Source organism: Microbispora sitophila, assembly GCF_014892245.1.
In the GTDB taxonomy this organism is placed as follows: Bacteria; Actinomycetota; Actinomycetes; order Streptosporangiales; family Streptosporangiaceae; genus Microbispora; species Microbispora siamensis.
On sequence record NZ_JADBGC010000036.1, the window covers coordinates 43,044 to 66,697 of the forward strand.

The 23,654-nt window shown below is 71.7% G+C and carries 20 protein-coding genes; 7 read left to right on the top strand and 13 right to left on the bottom strand.

The features are described from left to right. Positions 1-19: 19 nt before the first annotated feature. Positions 20-985, top strand: a complete 966-nt coding sequence (locus tag IL992_RS41525; RefSeq protein WP_193208772.1) for a helix-turn-helix domain-containing protein — start codon at positions 20-22, stop codon at positions 983-985. A 20-nt stretch (positions 986-1,005) separates the two neighbouring features. Here IL992_RS41525 and IL992_RS41530 read toward each other — a convergent pair whose 3' ends face one another. Continuing rightward, on the bottom strand, positions 1,006-2,175 hold the full coding sequence (locus IL992_RS41530; RefSeq protein ID WP_193208773.1) for an anhydro-N-acetylmuramic acid kinase: 1,170 nt from the start codon (positions 2,173-2,175) through the stop codon (positions 1,006-1,008). A gap of 20 nt (positions 2,176-2,195) precedes the next feature. Then, a complete protein-coding gene (locus IL992_RS41535) occupies positions 2,196-2,825 on the bottom strand; it encodes a TetR/AcrR family transcriptional regulator (protein WP_193208774.1) in 630 nt (209 codons plus the stop codon). Between the two features lie 76 nt (positions 2,826-2,901). Here IL992_RS41535 and IL992_RS41540 point away from each other — a divergent pair, with 76 nt between their 5' ends. Next, positions 2,902-3,621 (top strand): carboxymuconolactone decarboxylase family protein, encoded by a 720-nt coding sequence (locus IL992_RS41540; RefSeq protein ID WP_319019163.1) that lies wholly within the window; start codon positions 2,902-2,904, stop codon positions 3,619-3,621. A 114-nt stretch (positions 3,622-3,735) separates the two neighbouring features. Here the strand turns inward: IL992_RS41540 and IL992_RS41545 are convergent, their stop codons facing one another. Then, complete coding sequence (locus tag IL992_RS41545; protein ID WP_193208775.1) at positions 3,736-5,301, bottom strand: glycoside hydrolase family 10 protein; 1,566 nt, start codon at positions 5,299-5,301, stop codon at positions 3,736-3,738. A gap of 244 nt (positions 5,302-5,545) precedes the next feature. On the opposite strand from IL992_RS41545, the gene IL992_RS41550 reads away from it, so the two are divergent. After that, positions 5,546-6,445 carry a MurR/RpiR family transcriptional regulator gene (locus IL992_RS41550; protein ID WP_193208776.1) on the top strand — a complete coding sequence of 300 codons (900 nt, stop codon included), beginning with the start codon at positions 5,546-5,548 and terminating at the stop codon, positions 6,443-6,445. Between the two features lie 124 nt (positions 6,446-6,569). Here IL992_RS41550 and murQ read toward each other — a convergent pair whose 3' ends face one another. The 6 genes from murQ to IL992_RS41580 all read right to left on the bottom strand — a co-directional run bounded on the left by murQ (position 6,570) and on the right by IL992_RS41580 (position 13,554). Continuing rightward, positions 6,570-7,562, bottom strand: a complete 993-nt coding sequence (gene murQ, locus IL992_RS41555) for an N-acetylmuramic acid 6-phosphate etherase (RefSeq protein WP_193208777.1) — start codon at positions 7,560-7,562, stop codon at positions 6,570-6,572. A gap of 66 nt (positions 7,563-7,628) precedes the next feature. Then, the gene (locus IL992_RS41560; protein WP_193208778.1) at positions 7,629-8,633 is read right to left on the bottom strand and encodes an ABC transporter ATP-binding protein; all 1,005 of its coding nucleotides are present in this window, start codon (positions 8,631-8,633) and stop codon (positions 7,629-7,631) included. Continuing rightward, entirely contained in the window at positions 8,630-9,661 is a 1,032-nt protein-coding gene (locus IL992_RS41565) for an ABC transporter ATP-binding protein (protein WP_193208779.1), read from the bottom strand. The genes IL992_RS41560 and IL992_RS41565 overlap by 4 nt, the downstream gene beginning before the upstream one ends. Before the next feature lie 2 nt (positions 9,662-9,663). Continuing rightward, the gene (locus IL992_RS41570) at positions 9,664-10,572 is read right to left on the bottom strand and encodes an ABC transporter permease (protein ID WP_193208780.1); all 909 of its coding nucleotides are present in this window, start codon (positions 10,570-10,572) and stop codon (positions 9,664-9,666) included. Between the two features lie 156 nt (positions 10,573-10,728). Further along, positions 10,729-11,736 carry an ABC transporter permease gene (locus IL992_RS41575; RefSeq protein WP_193208781.1) on the bottom strand — a complete coding sequence of 336 codons (1,008 nt, stop codon included), beginning with the start codon at positions 11,734-11,736 and terminating at the stop codon, positions 10,729-10,731. Positions 11,737-11,739: 3 nt separating this feature from the next. Continuing rightward, a complete protein-coding gene (locus IL992_RS41580) occupies positions 11,740-13,554 on the bottom strand; it encodes an ABC transporter substrate-binding protein (protein WP_193208782.1) in 1,815 nt (604 codons plus the stop codon). Between the two features lie 256 nt (positions 13,555-13,810). On the opposite strand from IL992_RS41580, the gene IL992_RS48765 reads away from it, so the two are divergent. Further along, a complete protein-coding gene (locus IL992_RS48765; protein WP_030511053.1) occupies positions 13,811-14,011 on the top strand; it encodes a hypothetical protein in 201 nt (66 codons plus the stop codon). A 2-nt stretch (positions 14,012-14,013) separates the two neighbouring features. Next, a complete protein-coding gene (locus tag IL992_RS41590; protein WP_193208783.1) occupies positions 14,014-15,201 on the top strand; it encodes an urease accessory protein UreH domain-containing protein in 1,188 nt (395 codons plus the stop codon). Between the two features lie 114 nt (positions 15,202-15,315). On the opposite strand, the gene IL992_RS41595 is transcribed toward IL992_RS41590, so the two are convergent. Continuing rightward, positions 15,316-16,332, bottom strand: coding sequence for a hypothetical protein (locus IL992_RS41595; RefSeq protein WP_226874748.1), 1,017 nt, complete (start codon positions 16,330-16,332; stop codon positions 15,316-15,318). A 253-nt stretch (positions 16,333-16,585) separates the two neighbouring features. On the opposite strand from IL992_RS41595, the gene IL992_RS41600 reads away from it, so the two are divergent. Continuing rightward, the gene (locus tag IL992_RS41600; protein ID WP_193208785.1) at positions 16,586-18,031 is read left to right on the top strand and encodes an SEL1-like repeat protein; all 1,446 of its coding nucleotides are present in this window, start codon (positions 16,586-16,588) and stop codon (positions 18,029-18,031) included. A gap of 16 nt (positions 18,032-18,047) precedes the next feature. On the opposite strand, the gene ald is transcribed toward IL992_RS41600, so the two are convergent. Together ald and IL992_RS41610 are read right to left on the bottom strand one after the other, a co-directional pair. Continuing rightward, on the bottom strand, positions 18,048-19,163 hold the full coding sequence (ald, locus tag IL992_RS41605; protein WP_193208786.1) for an alanine dehydrogenase: 1,116 nt from the start codon (positions 19,161-19,163) through the stop codon (positions 18,048-18,050). 67 nt (positions 19,164-19,230) lie between these two features. Continuing rightward, the gene (locus IL992_RS41610) at positions 19,231-20,613 is read right to left on the bottom strand and encodes an aspartate aminotransferase family protein (RefSeq protein WP_193208787.1); all 1,383 of its coding nucleotides are present in this window, start codon (positions 20,611-20,613) and stop codon (positions 19,231-19,233) included. A gap of 243 nt (positions 20,614-20,856) precedes the next feature. Between IL992_RS41610 and IL992_RS41615 the strand changes: the two genes are divergently transcribed. Then, the gene (locus tag IL992_RS41615; RefSeq protein ID WP_193208788.1) at positions 20,857-22,209 is read left to right on the top strand and encodes a M20/M25/M40 family metallo-hydrolase; all 1,353 of its coding nucleotides are present in this window, start codon (positions 20,857-20,859) and stop codon (positions 22,207-22,209) included. 113 nt (positions 22,210-22,322) lie between these two features. On the opposite strand, the gene IL992_RS41620 is transcribed toward IL992_RS41615, so the two are convergent. Then, the gene (locus IL992_RS41620; protein ID WP_193208789.1) at positions 22,323-23,612 is read right to left on the bottom strand and encodes a pectate lyase; all 1,290 of its coding nucleotides are present in this window, start codon (positions 23,610-23,612) and stop codon (positions 22,323-22,325) included. Positions 23,613-23,654: the final 42 nt, after the last annotated feature.

The following is a 23,654-nucleotide window of genomic DNA, read 5'->3' on the forward strand; positions in this document are numbered from 1 at the left end:
GAAGGTCGAGGCTGTGCATGTGAACGACCGCACGGAGCTCCGCCGAACGGATTCGGCCGCCGCCTGCCGGGACACCGTCGAGAGGGACGATCCCGGACCGCTCACGATCGGACAGCTCGCGAGGCTGGCCGGCGTGCCGGCCCGCACCATCCGGTTCTGGTCCGACATCGGGATCATCCAACCGGCCGGGCGGTCGGCGGGCGGTTACCGGTTGTACGACGCCGCGGCTGTGGCCCGGCTGCACCTCGTGCGCACGCTGCGCGACCTGGGGCTCGACCTCGCCACCGTGGAGCGGGTCGTGACCAGGCGCGTCGGTCTCGCGGAGGTCGCCAGGGCACACGTCGCCGCGCTGGACGCGGAGATCGCCGTCCTGCGGGCGCGGCGCGCCGTCATGCGGTCGGTCGCGGAACACGACGGCACCATCGAGGAGATGAGACTCATGCACGAACTGGCTCGGCTGTCGGCACGGGAACGGCAGCGCATCATCGACGACTTCGTCGACGAGGTGTTCGCGGGCACCGACCCCGACGCGCCCGGCGCGGGAATCGCCCAGAGCATGCGCCGCCTGCCCGAGGCGCTGCCGGACGAACCCACCACCGAGCAGGTGGAGGCCTGGATCGAGCTCGCCGGGCTGGTCTCCGACCCGGCCTTCCGGGAGCGGGTGCGCGGGATGGCGCTCGGCCCGGCCGAGCCCGTGACGCCGGTGTCGTACGACTCGCAGGCAGTCCTGGACGAGGCCGGGCGGGCCTTGGACCAAGGGATCGCCCCGGAGTCGGCGGAGGCCGAGCGGATCGTGGACCGGCTGGTAGGTGCGGATGTGCCCGCCGCCGAACGCGCACGGCTCGCCGACATGCTGGAGAGGTTCACCGACCGCAGGGTGGAGCGATACTGGCAACTGCTCGGCGTGCTCAACGACACGCCTCCGTTCCCGTCCGGGGTGCCCTCCTATGAGTGGTTCATCGCGGCGCTGCGCGCCGGCCGCTGAGCCGGTGAAGGCCATCAGGATCAGGGCGAGGCGCGGTGCGCCGCCCCTCGCCCTTCCATGTGGATGCTCCGGGGCGGCAGGTCCTGCGGTTCCGGCAGCCGCAGCGGCCCGCGGCCCGGGGTGATCGTGCCGAGCACCCGCGATCCGGCCGCGCCGGTGCAGGCGGGCACCGTGCCGGGCAGGCCGTGCGCGGTCAGCCAGCCGAGATAGGAGAACGCCACCGCCTCCTTGGCGTCCGAGGGCACACCGAGGTCGTCGCTCGGCAGCAGCCGCGCTCCTTCGGCCCGCTCACGCAGCGCGCGCATCAGGACCGGGTTGCGCACGCCGCCGCCGGAGACGACCACCGTCCCGAGCCGGTGCCGACGGATCTCCGCCGCGACCGTCTCGGCGGTGAGCGCCGTGAGCGTCGCCACCAGGTCCGGCAGGCCCAGCGCGTACGGCCCGGCGACCCGGTCCAGATAGCCCGCGTGGAACAGTTCCTTGCCCGTCGTCTTCGGCGGCGGCCGGTGATAGTACGGCTCGGCGAGCAACTCGGCCAGCAGGCCCTCGTGGACCTTCCCCGCCGCGGCCAGCCTGCCGTCCTCGTCGTACGGCATGCCGGTGGCGGCGCGTACGGCCGCGTCCGTCAGCGCCGAGGCCGGGCCGGTGTCGTACGCGAGCGGGGGCTCGCACACGGTGAGGTTGGCGATGCCGCCGAGGTTGAGCGCGCCGGCCCGCCCCGCCGAGACGGGCAGCCCGGACAGCAGCGGCAGGTCGAAGGCGGACACGAGCGGCGCGCCCTGCCCGCCCGCGGCCACGTCGCGCACCCGCAGGTCCGACACGACCGGCACGCCTAGCCGTTCGGCGATCCAGGCGGGCTGCCCGAGCTGGAGCGTCCCGCGCACGTGCCCGTCCTCCACCCAGTGGTACATCGTCTGCCCGTGTGAGCAGACGAGGTCGGCGGCCGGACAGGTCGCCGCCGCCTCGGCGAACGCCTGGCCCACGAGCGTGTCGAGACGGCAGACCTCGCCCATGTCCGCGGGGTTCGGCGGCAGCCCGGCGACGATCGCGGCCCGCAGGCCGGGCGGGTACGGCACCGTGCCGGTGCGCTCCACGACACCGGTGAGCAGGTCGCCGTCCCGCGACCAGCGGACGAGCGCGCAGTCGATCCCGTCGTGGGAGGTTCCCGAGATCAGCCCGAGTACGCGCACGCCTGCCTCGCAAGGACCTTTCAGCCGGCTCTCGGCGGGAGGCCGACGAGCTTGATGAGGAAACGGTCGATCTGCTCCTCGGCGGGCGGCCAGGGCAGGTCGGGCTCGTTGATCCGCTGCGACAGCATGCCGTTCACCGCCGTGCGCAGGTCGATCGCGACCGTCGCCGCGTCGTCGCGCGGGGCGACCCCGGCGTCCATGCAGCGCTGGACCGCCTCCGTGGTCCTGGCGACCAGCACCTCCTTGAACGGCATGCCGAGCCTGCGGTGGACCGCGCTCTCGTGCAGCACCTTGTAGAGGCCCGGATGCTCGTGCGCCCAAGCGGCCTGCGCGAGGATCCGGGCCCGCAGGCGGGCTCCCGGGTCTTCGTGCGCCGCGTCGGCCTCGTCGCCGGCCCGCACCAGTTCCTCGTGACAGCGCCGCAGAACCGCGAGCACGAGCGCGTCGCGGTCGGGGAAGTGCAGGTAGACCGAGGTGGCCGCGATGGACACCTCGCGCGCCACGGCCCGCAGCGACAGCGCCTCGTCGTCGGCGAGGTCGTCGAGCATGCGCATGGCCGCCGCGACGATCTCCTCGCGCAGCCGCTCGCCTTGCCCCCGCGCGTTCGGACGGCGGCGGGCGGCGGGAGTCGGGGGCGTGGTGGCTTCCATGACCGGCCCATTGTACGAGGAGAGCTATCGCGCTACAGTCGTAGCGCTACAGCCGTTCACTCAAGGAGCGATTCCTGTGACCGTCCACGCTTCGACGGACTTCGACACGATCAACGAGATGGACCCGGTGTTCGCCCAGATGGCGGCCGCCAGCGTCGGGCACTGCTGGGCGGTGCCCGAGCTGACCGACCGCGAGAAGGTGTTCCTGGCCCTGGTGGCGGACGTCTGCCAGCCGGCCCTCGGGTTCCCGTTCGAGATGCACGTCCGCGCGGGCCTGCGGCGCGGCGTCTCCACCGCGGACATGCGGGCGCTGCTACGCCTGATCTCCTACGACAGCGGGTACGTCGCGGCGCTGGGCGCGCTGGAGCGACTCGCCGAGATCGAGGCCGCGTCCGGGCTGCCCCGCCCGGACGCCGAACCACTGCCCAGTGAACTGCTGGAGACCGGTCCCGGCGCGGCGCCGACCCCGCTGCCCGAGCCGGTGCGGGCCGAGCTGACCGAGCTCGACCCGTACTTCCTGGAGTATTTCGACCTTCAGTCGCGGATGCGGGGCGTCCAGGGGCCGGGCACGTTGAGCGTCCGCGAGCGGGCGTTCACGACGATGAGCATCGACGTGCACTACCAGACGCTGGACGAGACGTTCCGCATCCACGTGGGCCGTGCCTTGGGGGCCGGCGCGTCACACGAGGACGTGCGGGCCGTGCTGCGCTTCAACGCGCAGTTCGGGGCGACGCGGGCATGGCAGGCGTGGAAGGCGCTCAACGCCCACCTCGCCGAGCTCACGCCCGCCCGCTGACGCCCGCTGACGCCCGCTGACGCCGCGGCCCGCACCGCCTGACCGTGCGGACCGGCGCTCGATACGCCCTGCTTAACGCACCCTGTTGTCAATGAACCCTGCTAATGAACCCTGCTAATCAACCCTGCGTTCCCGGCTCGGCTCGCTCTGCCGGGACGCCCGGTCGAGGGCGGTGACGTGGTAGCGGTGGCCGGGCGCGCCGTCCGGGTCCACCCAGCGGACGTGCCTGCCCGCCGGGACGACCGCGACCAGGTGCGCCGCGTCGGCGAAGTCCTGCCGGCCGGCGGGCCGGTCGAATCGGAAGACGGCGAACTGGAACGGGGCGCGGGGTCCGGTGGCCTCGACGTGCAACTCCACACCCCCGCTCACGCGGCGGGCCGAGGCGAGCACGGGACGCCGCGGCCGCTCGCCGCCCGCGAGCCTGGGCAGCAGCGGCGCGAGCGCCGGACGCGTGTAGTGCTCGCTCACGACCGCACCGATCGACCCGAGCCGGTCGTCGCGGACGTCGGCCGCGTTGTACCAGATGTCCCCGCCGACCTCCGGATGGTCGCGGTTGAGCGTGAGGTGCCGGGACAGTTCGTCCGGCTGGAACCACTCGGCGGGCTGCCCCGCCGTCCCCGCCTTGTACGCCGCCTGGCCGATCCACAGCTGCACGCCGGTGCCGGCGGCCACGTCGGACCACCAGGGGACGAGCTTGGCGTAGTCGGCGTTCGACTGGCCGATGTACCAGTAGAGCTGCGGCGCGACGTAGTCGAGCCAGCCCTTCTTCACCCACCCGCGGGTGTCGGCGTGCAGGTTGTCGTACGACTGGCCGCCGCTGGTGTCGGAGCCGAGCGGATCGGTGGCCTTGTTGCGCCAGATGCCCGAAGGCCCGATGCCCCAGATCACCTCGGGCTTGGCCTGCCGCACCCGCCGCTGCATCTCCTGCACCAGCAGGTCGACGTTGTTGCGGCGCCAGGAGGCCAGGTCGGGGAAGCCCGCGCCGTACGCGGCGTACGCGGCCCTGTCGTCGAACGCCGTGGTGTTGACCGGGTAGAAGTAGTCGTCGAAGTGCACGCCGTCGATGTCGTAGCGGGTGACGGCGTCCATCATCGCGTCCTGCACGAACGCCCGGACCTCGGGGATGCCGGGGTTGTAGTAGAGCTTCCCGCCGTACGGGACGATCCAGTCGGGGTGTTTGCGGCCGGGGTGGTCGGGGTGCAGCTTGGCCGGGTCCGACTGCATGGACACGCGGTAGGGGTTGAACCAGGCATGGAACGCCAGGCCCCTCCGGTGGGCCGCCTCGACGGCGAAGCCCAGCGGGTCGTAGCCCGGGTCCTGCCCCTGGACGCCGGTCAGATACTGCGACCACGGCTCGTACGGCGACGGCCAGAAGGCGTCGGCGGTCGGCCTGATCTGCACGAACACGGAGTTGAGCCGGCGCGCCACGGCCAGGTCGAGCCAGGCGGTGAACTCGGCCTGCTGCTGCTCGGGCGTCAGCCCGGTCTTCGACGGCCAGTTGATGTTGACGACCGAGGCGATCCACATGCCGCGCATCTGGCGCAGCGGCGGGACGTACCCGGCGGGAGAGGCGGAGAAGGCGGAAGCGGGGGATGCGGCGAGGGCCGGCAGCGGGACGGCCGACGCCGCGGCGGCGAGGGCCAGGCCGCGCAGCACGGCACGCCGGGAGGGGGAGCTCAATCGGACCTCCGAAAGCCGGGGGGATGCGGCGATCACGACACTGGCAGAAACTTACTTTCAGATCAATGCGGATAAAAGAAAGTGTCATCGACGTGTAATCTGCCCCCAGAGGTCCTCGTGGGAGACGGTGCCGGATATCCAGGTCACGCCGCACATGTCTCGACATGTGGACTTCTGGTCCCGTTGTCCCGCACCGGCGGGCGCATGGATCTAAGCTGATCGCGCACAGGAGAGGCTGCAGGTGATGAACGAGAACGAGGGCGCCGCACCGGCCAACCCGATCGCGACGGTGCGTGCGGTGCTGCCCTCGCTCACCCCCGCCGCCCAGACCATCGCGCGCCTCATCCTCGACGACCCCGCCATGGTGGCCCGCAGCACGATCACGGAGGTCAGCGCGGTCTCGGGGATCAGCGAGGCGACGATCGTGCGGACGGCTCGGGCGCTGGGCTTCGCCGGCTACTCCCAGCTGCGGTTCGCGCTCGCGGCGGCCGTGGCCAGGGACACCCCCGAACGGCTCGTGCCCGGCGACCTCGCCCCGGACGACCCTCTGACCGACGTGATCGCCAAGGTCACCCGGGCCGAGTCGCAGGCGCTCGCCGACACGGCGGCCCAGCTCAGCCCCGACGGGCTCGGCGCGGTGGTGGACGCCGTCGCGGGCGCCCGCCGCGTGGACGTGTACGGCGTGGGCGCCTCCGGACTCGTCGCGGCCGACATGGCGCAGAAGCTGATGCGGATCGGGCTGCCCGGCCACTACTTCACCGACGCGCACCTCGCGCTCACCAGTGCCGCGCTGCTCCGCGAGGGAGACGTGGCGGTCGGGGTGAGTTGCACCGGCGAGACGCCCGACGTGCTCGGCCCGGCGCGGGTCGCCCGCAAGGCCGGCGCGACGGTCGTGGCGATCACGAACAACCCGCGCTCGTCGCTGGCCGGGCTCGCCGACCACGTCCTGATCTCCGCCGGGCGCGAGACGGCGTTCCGGCCGGGCGCGCTGGCCAGCCGGATCAGCCAGCTGCTCATCGTCGACTGCGTCTTCGTCGGCGTCGCGCAGCGCACCTTCGACACCTCCGACGCCGCCTTACGCGCGACCCGCGACGCGCTCGCCGACTACCTCGGCGACGCCCACCGCCGCGCCCGCTCGGCCTGACCCGACCTCAGGAACCCGTCCGGTCCACCGGTTCCGTGAGGGCGCGACCGCCTCGAAGCGCCCTCTGCCCCCGCCCGGCCGGCTCTTTCGCGGCAGGGAGGCCGCAAGGTCCGGCCGGCACTCGTCAGGCGGCGCCTCCGGCGTGGCGGGCGCCCTCCAGCCGGTCGCCGTTGGCCTTCAGCAGCGCCCGGGCGCCGTCCGGGCCGAGATCGTGCTCGATCATCAGCACGGCCACCTTGACGTTCCAGTCCGCCGCCTCAAGCGCGGCCCGCGCGGCGGCGGACCCGGCGCCGGTGATGTCGCCGACGATCCGCGTCGCCCTGCGCGCGAGCTTCTCGTTCACCGCCGAGACCTCGATCATGGCGTTCCCGTACGTCCTGCCGAGCCGGATCATCGCGATCGTGGAGATCATGTTGAGCACGAGCTTCTGGGCGGTCCCCGCCTTGAGCCGGGTCGAGCCGGCCACCACCTCGGGGCCGACCACCACCTCGATCGGATGCTCGGCCCGCTCCGACAGCGGCGACCCCGGGTTGCAGGACACGCTCACGGTCAGCGCTCCGCGGCGGGCGGCCTCGTCCAGCGCTCCGAGTACGAACGGCGCGCGACCGCTGGCGGAGATCCCCACGAGCGAGTCGAGCGGGCCCAGGCCGCGGCCGGCGATGGCCGCCGCCCCGCCGTCGTGGTCGTCCTCGGCGCCCTCGACCGACCGGGTCAGCGCGGCCTCGCCGCCCGCGATGACTCCCTGCACGAGTTCGGGGTCGGTGCCGAAGGTCGGCGGGCATTCCGAGGCGTCGAGGACGCCGAGCCTGCCGGACGTCCCCGCCCCCACGTAGAACAGGCGTCCGCCCCGCGCCATGCGGCCCGCGATCGCGTCGATGGCGGCCGAGACGGCCGGAATGGCCAAGGCCACCGCGCCGGGCACCGTGGCGTCGGCCGCGTTCATCAGGCGGGCGATCTCCTCGGTCGGGAGCCGGTCGATCTCGCGGTAGCGCGGGTCGCTCTGCTCCGTATAGAGCTCGCTCTGCTCGGTGTAGAGCTCGCTCTGCTCGGTGTAGAGCTCCTGCTCTGTATCGAGCTCGCTGTGCTCTGTGGACAGGCCCGTCAGTGGGTCAGTCATCTCGTCCCTGTCGTCGGTTTCCATCTCCGGCCTCCCCCGATCGCCGTACGCGTCCGAAACGACTCCTCACCGGCCGCTCACCGGCACGGCGACCACGCTGCGGCGCTCGGGATGGAAGCAGGCGTGCTCCTGCGGCACGTCGCCGTCGCGGCCGAGCGCGGGCCGCTCGCGTTCGCACCGCTCGGTTCTGAACGGACAGCGCGGCGCGAACAGACAGCCGTCCGGGTGCTCCCCCGACGCCTCCACCGGCACGACCCGCTGCTCGCCCGGCGACTCCAGGCCGTGGAGCACCGGGATGGCCGACAGCAGCGCCTGCGTGTAGGGGTGCACCGGAGCCGAGATGACGCACTCGACCGGGCCGCGTTCGACCACCTGGCCGCGGTAGATGACGTACAGCTCGCCGTCGGTGCCGATGTAGCGGGCCGTCGCCACGTCGTGGGTGATGAACAGCACGCTCACCCCGAGGCGCTCGCGCAGGTCCTTCAGCAGCGCGAGGATGCCCAGGCGCAGCGATACGTCGATCATCGAGACGGCCTCGTCGGCGACCAGGACCTCGGGATCGACGGTGAGCGCGCGGGCGATCACCACGCGCTGGCGCATGCCGCCCGACAACTGGTGCGGATAGCGCGGCAGCACGTAGCCCGGGTCGAGCCCGACCAGACCCAGCAGTTCCCGCGCCCGCTCGTCGGCCCACGAACGGGGCCGGCCGGTCTGCCTCGCCCGCAGCGCGAGCGGCGCGGCCAGCGCCTGGTGAATCGTCCGCGTCGGGTTCAGCGCGGAGTACGGGTCCTGGTGGATGAGTTGCACCCGGCGGAAGTACGGCTGCCGCCTCCGGTGGCTCAACGACGACATCGCCACGCCGTCGATGACGATCTCTCCGGAGTCGCAGGTCTCCAGCCCGGCGATGATCCGGCCGAGCGTGGTCTTGCCACAGCCCGACTCGCCGATGAACGAGACGGCGCCGCCCTTCGGGATCGCGAAGTCCACGCCGCGCAGCGCCGGGACCTCCCGCGCTCCGAGGACCCCGCCGCGCTGCGCGAACGTCTTCGTGATGCCGGTCCCGCTGATCATGCCTGGTCCTCCCCCGTCGCGGCGGCCACGGCCGGTCTGTCCCCGTCGTCGTCCCGTACGACGTGGCACGCCGCCGAGCGGGAGCCCCGGATGACGACGGGCGGGCTGCCGGTCTCGCACACGTCCATGCGCAGCGGGCAGCGCTCGCGGAACACGCACCCGTCGGCCGGGATGTCGGCCAGCGTCGGCGGACGGCCCGGCAGGGCGCGCGCCTCGCCGATGTCGCCGACGAGGCGCGGGATGGCCCCGAGCAGCCCCCGCGTGTACGGGTGGCGCGGCTCGGCCAGCACCTCGCGGGTCGGGCCCTGCTCGGCCACCCGCCCGCCGTACATGACCGCGAGCCGGTCGGCGACCTCGGCGACCACCCCGAGGTCGTGGGTGATGACGAGCGTGGTGAGCCCCCGCTCGGCGTGGACCTCCCGGACGATGCGCAGGATCGTCGCCTGCGTGATCATGTCGAGGGCGGTCGTGGGCTCGTCCAGCACGACGAGGCGGGCGTTCAGCACCAGGGCCAGCATGATGCCGACCCGCTGGCGCATGCCGCCGGACAGTTCGTGCTGGTAGGAGTCGAGCACCCGGGCGCCGTCCAGGCCCATCCGGCCGAGCAGGTCGCGGGCGTCCGCCAGCAGGCCGCGCGCGTCCTCGACGCCGTGGGAACGGCCCAGGTCGAGCACCTGTTTGCCGACCGTCTTGAGCGGGTTGAGGGAGTTCTGCGCCGCCTGGAAGACGTACCCGACATGTCGTCCCCGGGCCCGGCGAAGCCCCTCGCCGCCGAGCGCCACCACGTCGCCGAGCCCGTCGATCTCGACGCTGCCCGCGGCGATCCTGCCGGGCGGCTGTACGGCGTTGAGCAGCGACAGCGCGAGCGTGGACTTGCCGGAGCCCGACTCGCCGACGACACCGGTGATCGTGCCGGGCGCGAGGGCGAGGTCGACGCCGGACACCGCCGGCAGCTCGCCGGCCGGGGTGCGGTAGACCACGGTCAGCCCGCGGATCCGCACGCCGGGAGGGCTCTGCTCGGGAGCCATGCTCACTCCTCCCGCAGCCGGGGGTTGAAGATCTCGTCCATGGCGTCCACGACCAGCACGATGCCGAGCGTGAGCAGCAGGATCGCCAGCAGCGGCGCCAGCAGATACGGCAGCGCGGCCGTCGTGGTCAACGCTCCGCCGCCGAAGACGGCGAGGTTGAGCATGACGCCCCAGTTGTTCGCCTCGAACGGCAGCACGCCCAGGAAGAACAGGCCCACCTGCGCGTAGACCGCGCCGGTCACCGCGATGAGCGCGTTCATCGCGATGTACGGCGCCATGCCGGGCAGCAACTCCCTGCCGACGATGTGCGTCGTGGACAGGCCGAGCCCCCGGGCGGCCTCGATGAAGCCCCGCTCACGCAACGACAGCGTCTGCGCCCGCACGGCCCGGGCCACGCCGCCCCAGCCGAGCAGCCCGAGCACCAGTCCCATCTCGACGGCGCCGGTGAACTTCCACACCGTCGACAGCACCAGCAGCAGCGGCAGCCCGGGGATCGTGAGCTTCATGTCGGTGAACCGCATGAGCACGGTGTCCCAGCGGCCCCGCCGGAACCCGGCGAACAGCCCGATGCCCGCGCCGACGACGACCGTGATGACGGCCGTCACGACGGCGGTCAGCAGGACGTACCGGGAACCGGTGACGACGAGGGCGAGCACGTCCGTGCCCTCGAAGTCGGTGCCGAACGGGTGCCGCAGGCTCGGCGGGGCGTAGAGCGCGCTCGTGTCGCGGGGCAGCGGGTCGGGGTAGAGCAACGGCCCGAAGATCCCCATGAAGGCGAACACCGCGAGGATGACCGCCCCGGCCATCCGGCTCGGCTTGCGCCGCATGACCCGCCAGACGCCTCGCCAGAAGTTGCGGCGGACCGCCGCTGTGGCCCCCGCCTCCGCCTCCGGCACGATCGTCGCGCTCATGCCACCCCCTCGCCTGGCGGCTCGGGGTCGCATTCGCGAATCGCACCGTGCCTACTGATTCGCTCGCTCCGCTCGCTCATGCCACCCCCTCGCCTGGCGGCTCGGGGTCGCATTCGCGAATCGCACCGTGCCTACTGATTCGCTCGCTCCGCTCGCTCATGCCACCCCCCCTCCGCTGCGCACCCGGGGGTCGATGACCGTGTAGAGGAGGTCGGCGGCGATGTTCGCCACGACGACCGCCGTCGTGATGAGCAGGAACGCCCCGCCCATCAGCGAGTAGTCACGGTTGTTGATGCTGTCGATGAGCATCAGCCCCAGGCCCGGGTAGTTGAAGATGCGCTCGATGAAGATCGCGCCGCCGAAGAGCAGGCCCAGCGAGAGCGCCAGGATCGTGAACAGCGGCAGGATCGCGTTGCGCGCCACGTAGCGGAAGATGATCGACCGCTTCATCCCGCGCAGCTCGGCGGCCAGGATGAAGTCGTCGCCGAGCACGGTGACCACGCTCGACTTCATCGCGAGGATCCACCCGCCGTAACCCGCCAGCGCGTACGTGACGACCGGCAGGGTGGCGTGCTGGACCAGCGAGCCGATGTAGTCGGGGGTGAAGCCGGGGTCGATCACGATGTCGGCCGTCCCCCCGGCAGGCAGGATCGGGATCAGCGTGGTGAAGATCGCTCCCAGCAGCAGCGCCAGCACGTACTGCGGGACGCCGTGCAGCAGCGATCCGGAGATCGCGAGGAGGTCGCCCAGCACGCCGGTCCGCTTGATCGCCGCGTAGACGCCCATGACGACCCCGACGAGGAAGCTCAGCAGCGTCCCGGCGAGCACCGGGATCACGGTCCACTTGGCGGCGGAGAACAGCACGGTGGACACGCCGGCGCCGGGCACGGACAGCGACTGCCCGAGGTCGAGGTGGGCCAGCCCGCCCATGTAGTCGAGGTACTGCTCCCACAGGCTGCCCTTCGGCGTGAAGCCGTACAACACCTCGACCGCGCGCTGGGCGGCGTCGGGGGCCATGCCCTGCTCGACGAGCTTCTGGTAGCGAGCGGCGAGCGGGTCGCCCGGGACGCTCCTGATGATCAGGAAGCTGATCGTCGTGACGACCAGGATCATGACGAACCCGCGGGCCACATGGCCCGCGAGCCGCCGGAGGAGAACCATCATGGACTATTGCTTTTTCTTGATCATGCCGAGCTGGATCCAGACGCCGGAGGGCTGGCGCAGCAGATCGCTGTCGTCGGGAGGGAAGCCGGTGAAGCGGTTGGTGTTGACGAACTGCGTGTTCACGTAGTCCCAGAGCTGGATAACCGGGAGATCCTGGTTGGCCGCCTTGGCGAGCTTGGCGATCACAACCTTCTGCTCGTCGCCGCTGACGCTGTTGAGCTGGGCGGTCAGCTCACCGGGGTTGACCGCGCCGACGCCCTCGACGTCGATCGACTCGGGGCCGCCCATCCAGTTGCCGTCCTTGCCGGGAGCCGAGTGCTTGACCTTGCCGCCGAGGATGTTCCAGCCGTTGGAGGTGCCGTACAGGCGCTGGAAGATGTTGTACGGCGCGGGCCCGAGCGCGATGAGCCAGAAGCCCAGGTCGTACTTGCCCTCGGCGAGCTCCGACAGGTAGAGCGGGTAGTCGGCGGTGGTCACCACCTCGGCGTCCACGCCGGCCGTGGTGAGCTGGCTGGTGATGGCCTTGGCCGCGGAGACCCAGTCGGAGAACGGCGCCGGGATGTGGATGGTCACCTTCCACGGCTTGCCGTCGGCCAGCGTCCACTTGCCGTCCTTCTTCTTGAGGCCGGCCTCCGTGAACTCCTTGTCGGCCTTGGCCGGGTCCAGCTTGTACGGCTCCAGCGCGTCGAGTTCGGCGCCGAGCCATTCCCTGGCGGCCTTCTGGTGGATGCCCGAGGTGGTCACGGCCGCCGTGCCGCCCTCCGGAGAGGCGATCTGCGTGACCTCCTCACGGTTGATCAGGTAGGCCAGCCCGCGCCGCACGTGCACGTTGTCGTACGGCTTCTTCGCCTGGTTGAACGCCAGCGAGACGGCCACCGGGGAGTAGCCCTTGATGACCTGGTTGCCGGGGGTCGCCTTGATGCGCTTCATCACGTCGGCGGGCACCGCGGTGAACGGGGCGTTGTCGAGCTTGCCGGAGGTCAGGTAGTTCCAGATCTGCTCGTTCCCGGTGGTGTTGAGCAGCTTGAGCTGGTCGGGCGCGACGTTGGCGGCGTTGTAGAAGTTCTTGTTCTTCACCAGCAGCGCCTCGCCGGGGTTCATCCGCTTGAGGACGAACGGCCCGGCCGACACGTCCTGGGCCGGGGCGAACGCGAGCACCTTCTCCGACAGCGCCTTGATCTGCCCGCGCGCCGCCTCCGCCTCCGGGCCGTCGCCGCGGGCGGTCTTGAGCATGTCCCAGAAATCGCCGGGGACGACGCTCTGCCACACGTGCTTCGGCACCACGAAGGCGTCCATGACCCCGCGTACGAACGTGACGCTGGGGTTCTTCATGTCCTGGGTGATCTTGATGGTCTTGTCGTCGACGACTTGGACGTCCGAGGCCGCGCCGGCCGCGCCGGGATCGACCGCGAAGGCGGTGCTGCCCTGGGTGTAGGCCAGCGCGATGGAGAACCTCACGTCCTCGGCGGTGACGGGCTGCCCGTCGGACCACTTGTTGCCCGGCTGCAGGTGAAGGGTGATCGAGGAGTTGTCCGGCGCGATCTCCCAGCTCGCCGCGATGCCCGGATAGAACTGGTTCGGGTCGGTGAGGGTGTTCTTCGCCCAGGCGATCCTCATCGCGTTGTAGCCCCAGAACGCGTTGCCCTTGGGGTTCCACGGGTTGATCGGCGCGTTGACGTCGAGCGACGGCTTGTTGATATCGACCGTGGTGTAGACGCCGCCACCGCCGCCTGTGGAGTTCCCGCTCGTGCCGCCGCCGCTGCATGCCGCGACGGCCGCGAGGCTGAGCAACGCCGCGACCGCTGTCAGACGTTTCATTGACCGCTCCGGGGGGTTGAGCTAATGCGGATCTTGTCCGGACCATATGCGGCGGTCCAAGCTCAGGTCAATAATCTGCAAAACTCGTGAGGGTTCTGCAACTTTCCTTCATCCGAATCGCGGCGAAACCGAGCGCCGTGATCGCCCGCCGGAAGTGGCGGTCTTCTCTCCGCTCGGTCAGCGAACTGTTACTGGTCGCCCCCACACGATCACATTACGTTGCGAGCAAAGGCCCCGCCCTACGAGGAGGACTGGCGTGAAGTCCATCGCCCGATTCTGTGGCAACTGCAGCTGCGGCTGCCCCGAGCTGTTCGTGGACGCCTCCGCCCCGGCAGAGCGTCAGGTCGTCATCACCGACGACTTCGGCCAGAAGGTGGAGATGAGCATCGACCAGCTCGGCTCGCTCGTGGAGGCGGCGAAGACCGGCGCGCTGGACGACCTCGCGCTCACCGGCTGACCGTGAACCCGGCCGCCCTGTTCGCCGGGGGCCTCGCCGCCGGCCTGGCCGCGGGCACGGCGTCGTGCGCCGCGGTCCAGGGCGGCCTCCTCATCGGCCTCGTCTCCCCCCGCGGGAGCCCGCACGGCCCGTCGCGCGGGCTTCCTCCGGTGGCCGCGTTCCTGACCGGCAGGCTCGCCGCCCACACCGCCCTCGGGGCGTTGCTCGGGCTGGCGGGCGCGGTCGTCCAGATCGGCCCGCGCACCCGCGCGGCGCTGCTCGTCGCCGCCGGAACCGCGGTGGTCGTCCTCGCCGTACGGATGCTCCGCCGCCGCGGCGCGGGCTGCGCTCCGGCGGGACCCGGGCCGGCGCGCCCCTCACGCGGACGTGGATGCTCGCCCCCGGACAGCGAGCCCGTGCACAGCGAGCACGGGCACAACGGGCACGAGCACAACGGGCACGGGCACAGCGAGCACGGATGCGATTGCGCGCCACCGCGCAGCGCACCCGGCCGCACGGCCTCTGCCACCCGCGAGACCGCATCCCCTGGCACGGCCGCGGCAGAGACGGTCACGCGGGGCGGCACGCGCTCCCCGACTCTCGTGCGGGCGGCGGCACTGGGCATGGCCACGATCTTCGTACCGTGCGGCGTCACGATCGGCATGGAGGTCGTGGCCGTCGGCGCGGGTTCCGCGCTCGGAGGCGCGGCCGCGCTCGCGGGGCTCGCCCTCGGCACGGCGCCCGCCTTCGCCGCGCTGGGACTGCTGCTGCGTACGCTCGCCTCGACCAGGCTGGCCGCCCTGGCGGGGATCGCGGCCCTGGCCGCCGGGCTGTTCACCGTCGGCTCCGGCCTGCGGCTCGGTGGCTGGCTGCCGGACTTCTCGCTACCCCAGTTCGGCTCCCCCGCCGCCGCCGCGGGACGCGCCCTCACCGGAACCGACGGCGTGCAGCGGCTCACCGTCTGGGCGACCGCGGAGGGTTTCCGGCCCGGCATCGCCGTCGCCGCCGCCGACCGGCCCGTCGAACTCGTCTTCAGGACGAAGGACAACCGGAGCTGCACACGCACGCTCGCGATCGACGACCACGACGTCGTGCTCCCCGTGACCGGCGAGCGCGTGGTGCGGCTCGCGGCCCGTCCGGAGGGGCGGCTGCGTTACGCCTGCGGGATGGGAATGTACGTGGGCTTCGTCAGGTTCGAGCGCATCCCCTGACCCGTGAGCGGTCCAAGGTGGAGGGCCCACATGGAGTTCCCGCGGCAGGCCGGGCGATGCGGATGCCGGCCGGGTGGTTCCGGCCGGCGTCAGCTGTGCCACGCTCGCCGCGGGTCAGGGAAGGCGCCGGCTCGCCGCGAGGGCGTTGTCGGCCCGGGTCTGGTCCCGGGTGGCGGGCGTCACGCAGACGTGGTCGGCCGGAGTGGCCTCCCGCCAGACGTATCCCTGCTTGCACGTGTCCGCCCCGTAGGGTCCCCACCCCTGGCGCCGGCTCGCCGCGAGGGCGTTGTCGGTGCGCACCTGGTCGCGGGTGGCGGGCGTCACGCAGACGTGGTCCGCGGGAGTGGTCTCGCGCCAGACGTATCCCTGCTTGCACGTGTCCGGCCCGTACGGCTTGTTCACCGAACCGCCCGGCCAGAAGGGCGGGTTCTTCGGAACGGTGTACGTGATCTCGGTCCAGCCGGAGTACCGGGTCGAGAAGAGGCCGCCGGACCAGCCGCCTTCCACCTTGAAGGTGTAGGTCCGGCCGGGAACCAGCGTCCCCGTGGTGGCCGTGGTCGCGTTGCCCGGCAGCTCCATCTGCACGCCGGGGTCGTACCGGAACAGCACCTTCTTGTACGGCGGGCTGCCGTTGACCCACTGCACCGTCGCCCGGTAGTCGCGGTACGCGACGACCCGCAGAGCCTGCGGCTTGGGCACGGGGCGCAACTGGCCCGCACCCGGAGGGTAGGAGGGCGCGTTCCCGTTGATCGGGATGGGGTCGCTGGAACTGCACTCCGACGGGTGCCCGGGCCACAGGTAACAGACGGTCACCCGGGGGGCCTGCCCGGCGTAGGCCCGCACGTGCGCGGCGGGAACGGTGAACGAGGTGGTGGCCCCCCTGTCGTCCCATCGGCCCTCCTGGTTGGCGCCGAAATACAGGACCGTCGACTCGCCCGGGACCGTGCCGGAGAAGAACGTGTCCGGTCCCCATGTCACCCGTAACGCGCCGTCGTCCGGAATGATGCTGGTGATCCTCGGGGGGCGCCGGTTCACGTCCGCGTGCGCGGCACCGGCCACCGTCCCGCACGTGAGACCGACGGCCAGCCCGCCGACGATGACGGCCTTGACACGTGCTCCACGACGCTTCATCTGACTCATCTCTCTTTCCTGGATCCGCTTTGACGAGTCCCACGATGCGCCGGGGCCCTGACCGGCAGCATCGTGGCAATCCCTGCGGCGAACTCCGGGATATCCCGGAACCCTCGGCCGCCGGACGCACGCCAAGCTCAGGCGGGAGCGCGGGGTGGCGATGCTCGTGCGTCCGGCACGCCGTCGGGGCGTCACCCCAATGTCTTGCCAATAACGCTCCGTGACGCCCCGGTTACATGCCACCCTGTCTGGCATGACACTAGTGGGAGCGACGGAGGCGACAGCGTGGCCCGGGATACCGGTCCCGCGTACCCCTGAACCCCTGGACCCGGCCGAGGCGAACCTGGTCGACAGGGCCCGCGACGGCGACCGCGACGCGGCGCACCGGCTGGGCCGGCTGTGCGCGGAGCGCGACGACCGACTGGGCGCCCGGCACTGGTGGGAACGGGCGGCGCGGGCGGGCAACGTCGACAGCGCCTACAACCTGGGGCTGTGGCACCGCACGCACGGGACGACCGAGGAGGCCATCGGCTGGTTCGAGCTGGCGGCCGACACCGGCGACGCCGACGCGGCGACGAACCTGGCCTCGCTGCTGCTGGAGCGGCGCGGCGACACCGACGGAGCGCGCAAGTGGTTCGAGCGGGCGGCCGAGGACGGCTCCCGCCACGCGGCCCGGCGGCTGGCCCTGCTGTGCGAGGACCAGGGCGACGGCATGGGCGCCCGGCGCTGGCACTTCAGGGCGGCGGTGGACGGCGACCTGCGCTCGGCCCACGACCTGGGCTTCCTGGGCTACGCCGCGGGCGACGAGGCGGAGGCGCTGCACTGGTGGGAGTACGCGGCGCGCGGCGGCCAGGCGGAGGCCGCCTATCACATGGCCCTGCTCCTGCACGCGGCCCGCGACGAGAAGGGCGCGGAGGCGTTCTACCGGCTCGCCGCCCGCGCCGACCACCCCGGGGCGGCCTTCCGGCTCGGCGACATGGCGCTGTGCCGGGGCGACCTGCCCACAGCGCGTGCCTGCTTCGAACGGGCGGCGAAGACCGGGCGGCCGGACGCGCGGCGGATGGCCGGTCTCGTCTGCGCCCGGATGGACGACAAGGCGGCGGCCGCCCACTGGTACGGGCGGGCCGCGGCCGACGACCCCGAGGCCGCCTTCCGCTTCGGGCTGCTGCTCGTCGCGGAGCACAACGACCTGAAGGGCGGACGCCACTGGTTCAGGCGGGCGGCCGAACGCGGGCACCACGGCGCCATGGTCGAACTGCGGACGCTGCTGCCCCTGCTCGGCGCGTCCCCCGAGGCCGAGGGATGCCTGCTCGACCCGGCCCCGCCGTACTGGAGCCGGCCCGCGGAGCCCGGGCAGGCCGCACGCGCGGAACTCGCCGTCGCGGCGGCGCGCAGGCGCGGCGACCCGGCGGCGGAGCCCGAGGACCTGATCGAGATCCTCGGCACGTGGGATCTGGTCACGGGTGATCTGGTCACAGGGGCGTTACCCCCCGGTGACGTGCCGGACGAGGCCGGACCGGCGGACACCGTGGGGTGGCTCGCACGGGCGAGCGGGCTGCACCGGGCCGCGATCGAGCACCTCGGCCTGGTGCGCGCGACGCTGCTGCGGCCGGGCACGGCCCCGTGGCCCACTCCGGCCGAGGTCGAGCACGTGCTCGGCACCGCGAGGGATCTGCGCAGACGCCTCGGCCTGCGCTGATCCCCCACGTATGCGGTCAGGCGGCGAGGATCTCCGCGACCGGCGTGTACCGCAGACCGTGCGCCGCCGCGACCGGCTCGTTGGTGAGCACGCCGGCGTGGGTGTTGAGGCCCAGGCCGAGCGCCTCGTCGCCGCGCAGCGCGTCCTTCCAGCCCTTGTCGGCGAGCTTGAGGACGTAGGGCAGGGTCGCGTTGGTCAGGGCGTAGGTGGAGGTGTTGGCCACCGAGCCCGGCATGTTCGCCACGCAGTAGAACACCGACTCGTGCACGCGGAACGTCGGCTCGTCGTGCGTGGTCGGGCGGGAGTCCTCGAAGCAGCCGCCCTGGTCGATCGCGATGTCGACGAGCACGGAGCCCGGCTTCATGCGGGAGACCAGCTCGTTGGAGACGAGCGTCGGGGCCTTGGCGCCCGGGATGAGCACGGCGCCGATGACCAGGTCGGCCTCGATCACGGCCCGCTCGATCGCGTACGACGTCGAGACCAGCGTCTTCAGCCGGCCCTGGTAGATGGCGTCGATGAAGCGCAGCCGGTCGATGTTGACGTCGAGGATCGTCACGTCCGCGCCCATGCCGACGGCGATCTGCGCCGCGTTCAGGCCGGAGACGCCGCCGCCGATCACGACGACCTTGGCGGGGGCCACGCCGGGCACCCCGCCGGGGAGCACGCCGCGGCCGCCGTTGAAGCGCATCAGGTTGTACGCGCCGACCTGGGGGGCCAGCCGCCCGGCGACCTCCGACATCGGGGCCAGCAGCGGCAGGCCGTTGCCGACCTGGACGGTCTCGTACGCGATGGCGGTGGTGCCGGCCGCGAGCAGCGCGTCGGTGCACGGGCGGGAGGCGGCCAGGTGGAGGTAGGTGAACAGGATCTGGTCCGCGCGGAGCCGGTGGTACTCCTCCGCGATCGGCTCCTTGACCTTGAGGATCATCTCGGACTCGGCCCACACCTCGTCGGCGCCCTCGACCAGCTTGGCGCCGGCCGCGAGGTACTCCTCGTCGGTGATGTGGGAGCCGAGCCCGGCGCCGCGCTGGACGCTGACCTCGTGGCCGTGACGGACGAGCTCGTGGACGCCGGCCGGGGTGGCGGCGACGCGGTATTCGTGGTTCTTGACCTCGGCGGGCACGCCGATCTTCATGAGTTGTGTCCTTTCGAGCGGTCACTCGTCACGGTCGCCCCCTACCCGGCCGCACGAGCTCCATGGTCTACAGGCGGGCCCACGCCTCGGTGAGCACCGAACGGAGGATCGACTCGATCTCGTCGAACTCCTTGGGGCCGCAGATCAGCGGCGGGGCGAGCTGCACGACCGGGTCCCCTCGGTCGTCCGCCCGGCAGTACAGGCCGGCGTCGTACAGCGCCTTCGAGAGGAAGCCGCGCAGCAGGCGCTCCGACTCCTCCTCGTTGAACGTCTGCTTGGTGGACTTGTCCTTGACCAGCTCGATTCCGTAGAAGTAGCCCGAGCCGCGGACGTCGCCGACGATCGGCAGGTCCAGCAGCCGGTCGAGGGCCGCCTTGAACACCGGCTCGTTGGCCGTGACGTGCTCGAGCAGGCCCTCCCGCTCGAAGATGTCGAGGTTGGCCAGGGCGACGGCGGCCGACACCGGGTGGCCGCCGAAGGTGTAGCCGTGCGCGAAGGTCTCGGTGCCGTTCTTGAACGGCTCGAACAGCCGCTCCGAGGCGATCATCGCGCCGATGGGCGAGTAACCGCTGGTCAGACCCTTCGCACAGGTGATGATGTCCGGCACGTAGTCGAACTTCTGGCCGCCGAACATCGTGCCCAGCCGGCCGAAGGCGCAGATGACCTCGTCCGACACGAGCAGCACGTCGTGGGCGTCGCAGATCTCGCGCAGGCGCTGGAAGTATCCGGGGGGCGGCGGGAAACAGCCGCCGGCGTTCTGCACCGGCTCGACGAAGACGGCGGCCACGGTGTCCGGGCCCTCCATCTCGATGGCCTTGCCGACCTGGTCGGCGGCCCAGCGGCCGAACGCCTCGGGGTCCTTCTCCAGGCCGGGGAAGCCGGAGATCTCGTCGGCGCGGTAGAGGTTCGTGTTGGGGGCCTTGATCGCGCCGGGCACCAGCGGCTCGAAGACCTGCTTGAGCGCCGGGATGCCGGTGATCGACAGCGCGCCCTGCGGGGTGCCGTGGTAGGCGATGGACCGGCTGACGACCTTGGTCTTCAGCGGCTTGCCCTTGATCTTGTAGTACTGCTTGGCCAGCTTCCAGGCCGACTCGACGGCCTCGCCGCCGCCGGTGGTGAAGAACACGCGGTTGAGGTCGCCGGGGGTGAGCTCCGCGAGTCGCGCGGCGAGCTCGGCGGCCTTCGGGTGGGCGTACGACCACAGGGGGAAGAACGCGAGCTCCTGGGCCTGCTTGGCGGCGGCCTCGGCCAGCTCGGCGCGGCCGTGGCCGACCTGGACCACGAACAGTCCGGCCAGGCCGTCGAGATACCGCTTGCCGTGGATGTCGTAGACGTAGGCGCCCTCGCCGCGCACGATCATGGGCACCTCCCCTCCCTCATAGGAGGAGTGGCGCGTGAAGTGCATCCAGAGATTGTCCTGTGCGGCCTTGAGTACGTCGGGGCGCGTCATCGCAACCTTCCCTCAGGTGATCCGTCGCTGTTGGACAGTGTGCATGCCACTTCTGCGTTTTGCCAAGTGATTACGTGGCTTCACTGTGAAAGAAGTTCGGATTCCGCGACATCGACATGTAACGGCAACGAAATCCGTCACGGTAGATTGAAGCCGCCCAGACGTGGGAGATGGGTCCGCCGGACCTGTGGTCAAATGGGGTCCACCCAGCCGGGAAGATCCGCGTACATCCGGGAGAACGCCGTGACACCAGAGGAGATCGAGCGCGCCGTCGAGGAGGGCATGCCGCAGACGGTCGAGGACCTCAGGCGCCTGGTCGCCATCCCGTCCGTCGCGTTCCCCGGCCACTCCGAGGCCCCGGTCCTGGAGGCCGCGGCGCTCGTGGAGCGACTGCTGCGCGCCGCCGGCCTCCCGCACGTCCGGCAGATCCCCATCGAGGGCAGCTTCCCCGCCGTGTTCGCCGAGGCGCCCGCCCCCGACGGGGCCCCGACCGTGCTGCTCTACGCGCACTACGACGTGCAGCCCTCCGGCGACCTCGCCCTGTGGCGCACCCCGCCGTTCGAGCCCACGGTCGTCGACGGGATCATGTACGGCCGGGGCGCGGCCGACGACAAGAGCGGCGTCATCGCCCACGTGGCCGCGCTGCGCGCCTTCAACGGCCGGTTCCCGGTCGGCGTGAAGGTCATCATCGAGGGCCAGGAGGAGTACGCCGGCGAGCGCCTGGAGGCGTTCGTCGAGGCCAACCCCGACCTGCTGCGCGCCGACGCCATGGTCATCGCCGACGTCGGCAACCCCGAGGTGGGCGACCCCGCGATCACCACGTCGCTGCGCGGCATGGCCGCGTTCACCGTGGAGGTCCGCACGCTCGCCGAGGCCGTGCACAGCGGCGCGTTCGGCGGCGCCGCCCCCGACGCGCTGGCCGCGCTCATGCGCATGCTGACCGCCCTGCACGACGACCAGGGGAACGTACGGGTGCCCGGCCTCGAACCGGGGACCTTCCCCGGCGAGGCTCTCGGCGAGGAGGAGTTCCGTGCGCTCGCCGGAGTGCTCGACGGCGTGTCGCTGGTCGGCGACGGCTCGCTCGCCGACCGGCTCTGGGCGTCGTACGCGATCACGGTGACCGGGCTGGACGTGCCGACGGTGACCGGCGCGATCAACGCGGTTCAGGCGGTCGCCCGGGCCCGCGTCACGATCCGCATCCCCGCGAGCGGGAACGCCAGGCAGGCGCTCAACGACGTGACGGCCTTCCTGGAGAAGGTCGCGCCGTGGGGGGTCAAGGTCTCCTTCGGCGACTTCGTCAGCGGTTCGGGCTTCCAGATCGAGCCGGGCGGTCCGGCGATGAACGCCGCGGAGCGGGCGCTGGAGCGCGCCTTCGGCCGGACGCCGCGCCAGGTCGGCCAGGGCGGCTCGATCCCGCTGGTGGCGGCCCTCGCCCGGCAGTTCCCCAAGGCCGAGATCCTGCTGTACGGCGCCGAGGACGACGGCGCCTCGATCCACGCCCCCAACGAGCGGGTGGTGCTGGAGGAACTGCGCCGCATCATCACGACCGAGGCCCTGTTCCTCGCCGACTACGGCGGCTGGCACGGCGCGGCCTGACGCCGATCGTCGCAAGCGGGAAGGCCCGGTGGCTGGGGGAACCACCGGGCCTTCCATCTTTCTCGCACCGCCGTCACACGTGGCCCCGGGGATCTCGGGGCCGGTCGGCGCGCTTACTGATAGTGGATGTCGGAAGAGCTGTAGATGCAGTTCGTCCCGTCGGCGCCGCTACCGATCTCCGTCGGCTCGCTGCCCTTCGGCACGCCCTTGTACTTCAGGCACACGATCATCTTGTGGTTGGGGTCGTTCTTGATCGTGATGTTGGAGAAGCGCGCGGTGTCGCCCCAGTTGGTGTTGATGCCCGCGAGCGCCTTGCCGGGGTAGGTCGCCACGATGTTCGACATCTGGACGTGCCGCTGGTAGGAGTTCGTGCAGTTGCCGCAGGCGCGGTAGAGCTTCCCGAAGTTGTCCACCTGGAAGTTCTTGATGACCATGGTGCCGGGGCCGTTGTGCTGGAACACCTTGTCGGAGGCGCTCTTCGCGCCGCCGCCGTCGATGGTCATGACCTGCGACGACGAGCTGCCCAGCAGGGTGGCGGCGTCCTCGCCGACGTCCTCCCACCAGACGTTCTGCAGGGTGCAGCTGCCCAGGCAGTGGATGCCGTCGGCGCCGGGCGAACCGATGATCACATTCTTGAGCGTCGCGCCGTTCGCCAGTTCGAAGATCGGGTCCTGGCTCTCGCTCTGCCCGCCGTCCCCCATGGCGCCGCTGGCGTAGTAGCGCTTCAGGCCGCCGTCCATGGTGCCGGAGACGCTGATCGTGCTGGTCACCGCCTGTGAGCCGTTCGCGCTCGGCCAGCCCGACGGCGGCGTCGGGCTGGTGCTCGGCGTGGGCGACGGGGTCTTCGTGGGGGTGGCCGTGGGCGTGCCGCTCGGGGTCGAGCCGGCCGGCTGGAGCGACCACTGCTTGGTGGACACCGAGTCGCAGGAGTTCTGCTGCACCAGCGCGCCCGAGGACGTGGAGTTGTCCTTGGTGTTCAGGCACTTGTCGCTGTTGGCGTTGACCACCTGGTAGTTCGACCCCGAGCTGGTGAGCTCCCAGGTCTGCGACGAGGAGCCGGAGCACGACTCCTGCTGCACGGCCTTGCCCGCGGAGGTGGAGGCGTCCTTCACCCCGGCGCACTTGCCGCTGTTGCCGGCGGCCAGGCGGAAGCCGCCGCCCTGGGACGAGAGGTTCCAGGTCTGGTTGCTCGCGCCGTTGCAACTGGAAACCGTGAGCTGCACGCCGTCGGAGGTGCTGCTGCCCGGAACGGTGAGGCACAGGCCGCTCGCGCCGTTCACGATCCGGTAGGCGCCCGCGCCCGGCGCCGCATTGGAGACGCCGGCGAAGACGCCGCCGACCAGGGCGGCGACCCCGACGACGGTGCCGATCACCCCGACTCCGGTTCTGGTACTCCTTCTCAAAGCCGAGCTCCTCGCAGGTCGTGCAGGACCCCTGACCGAGGC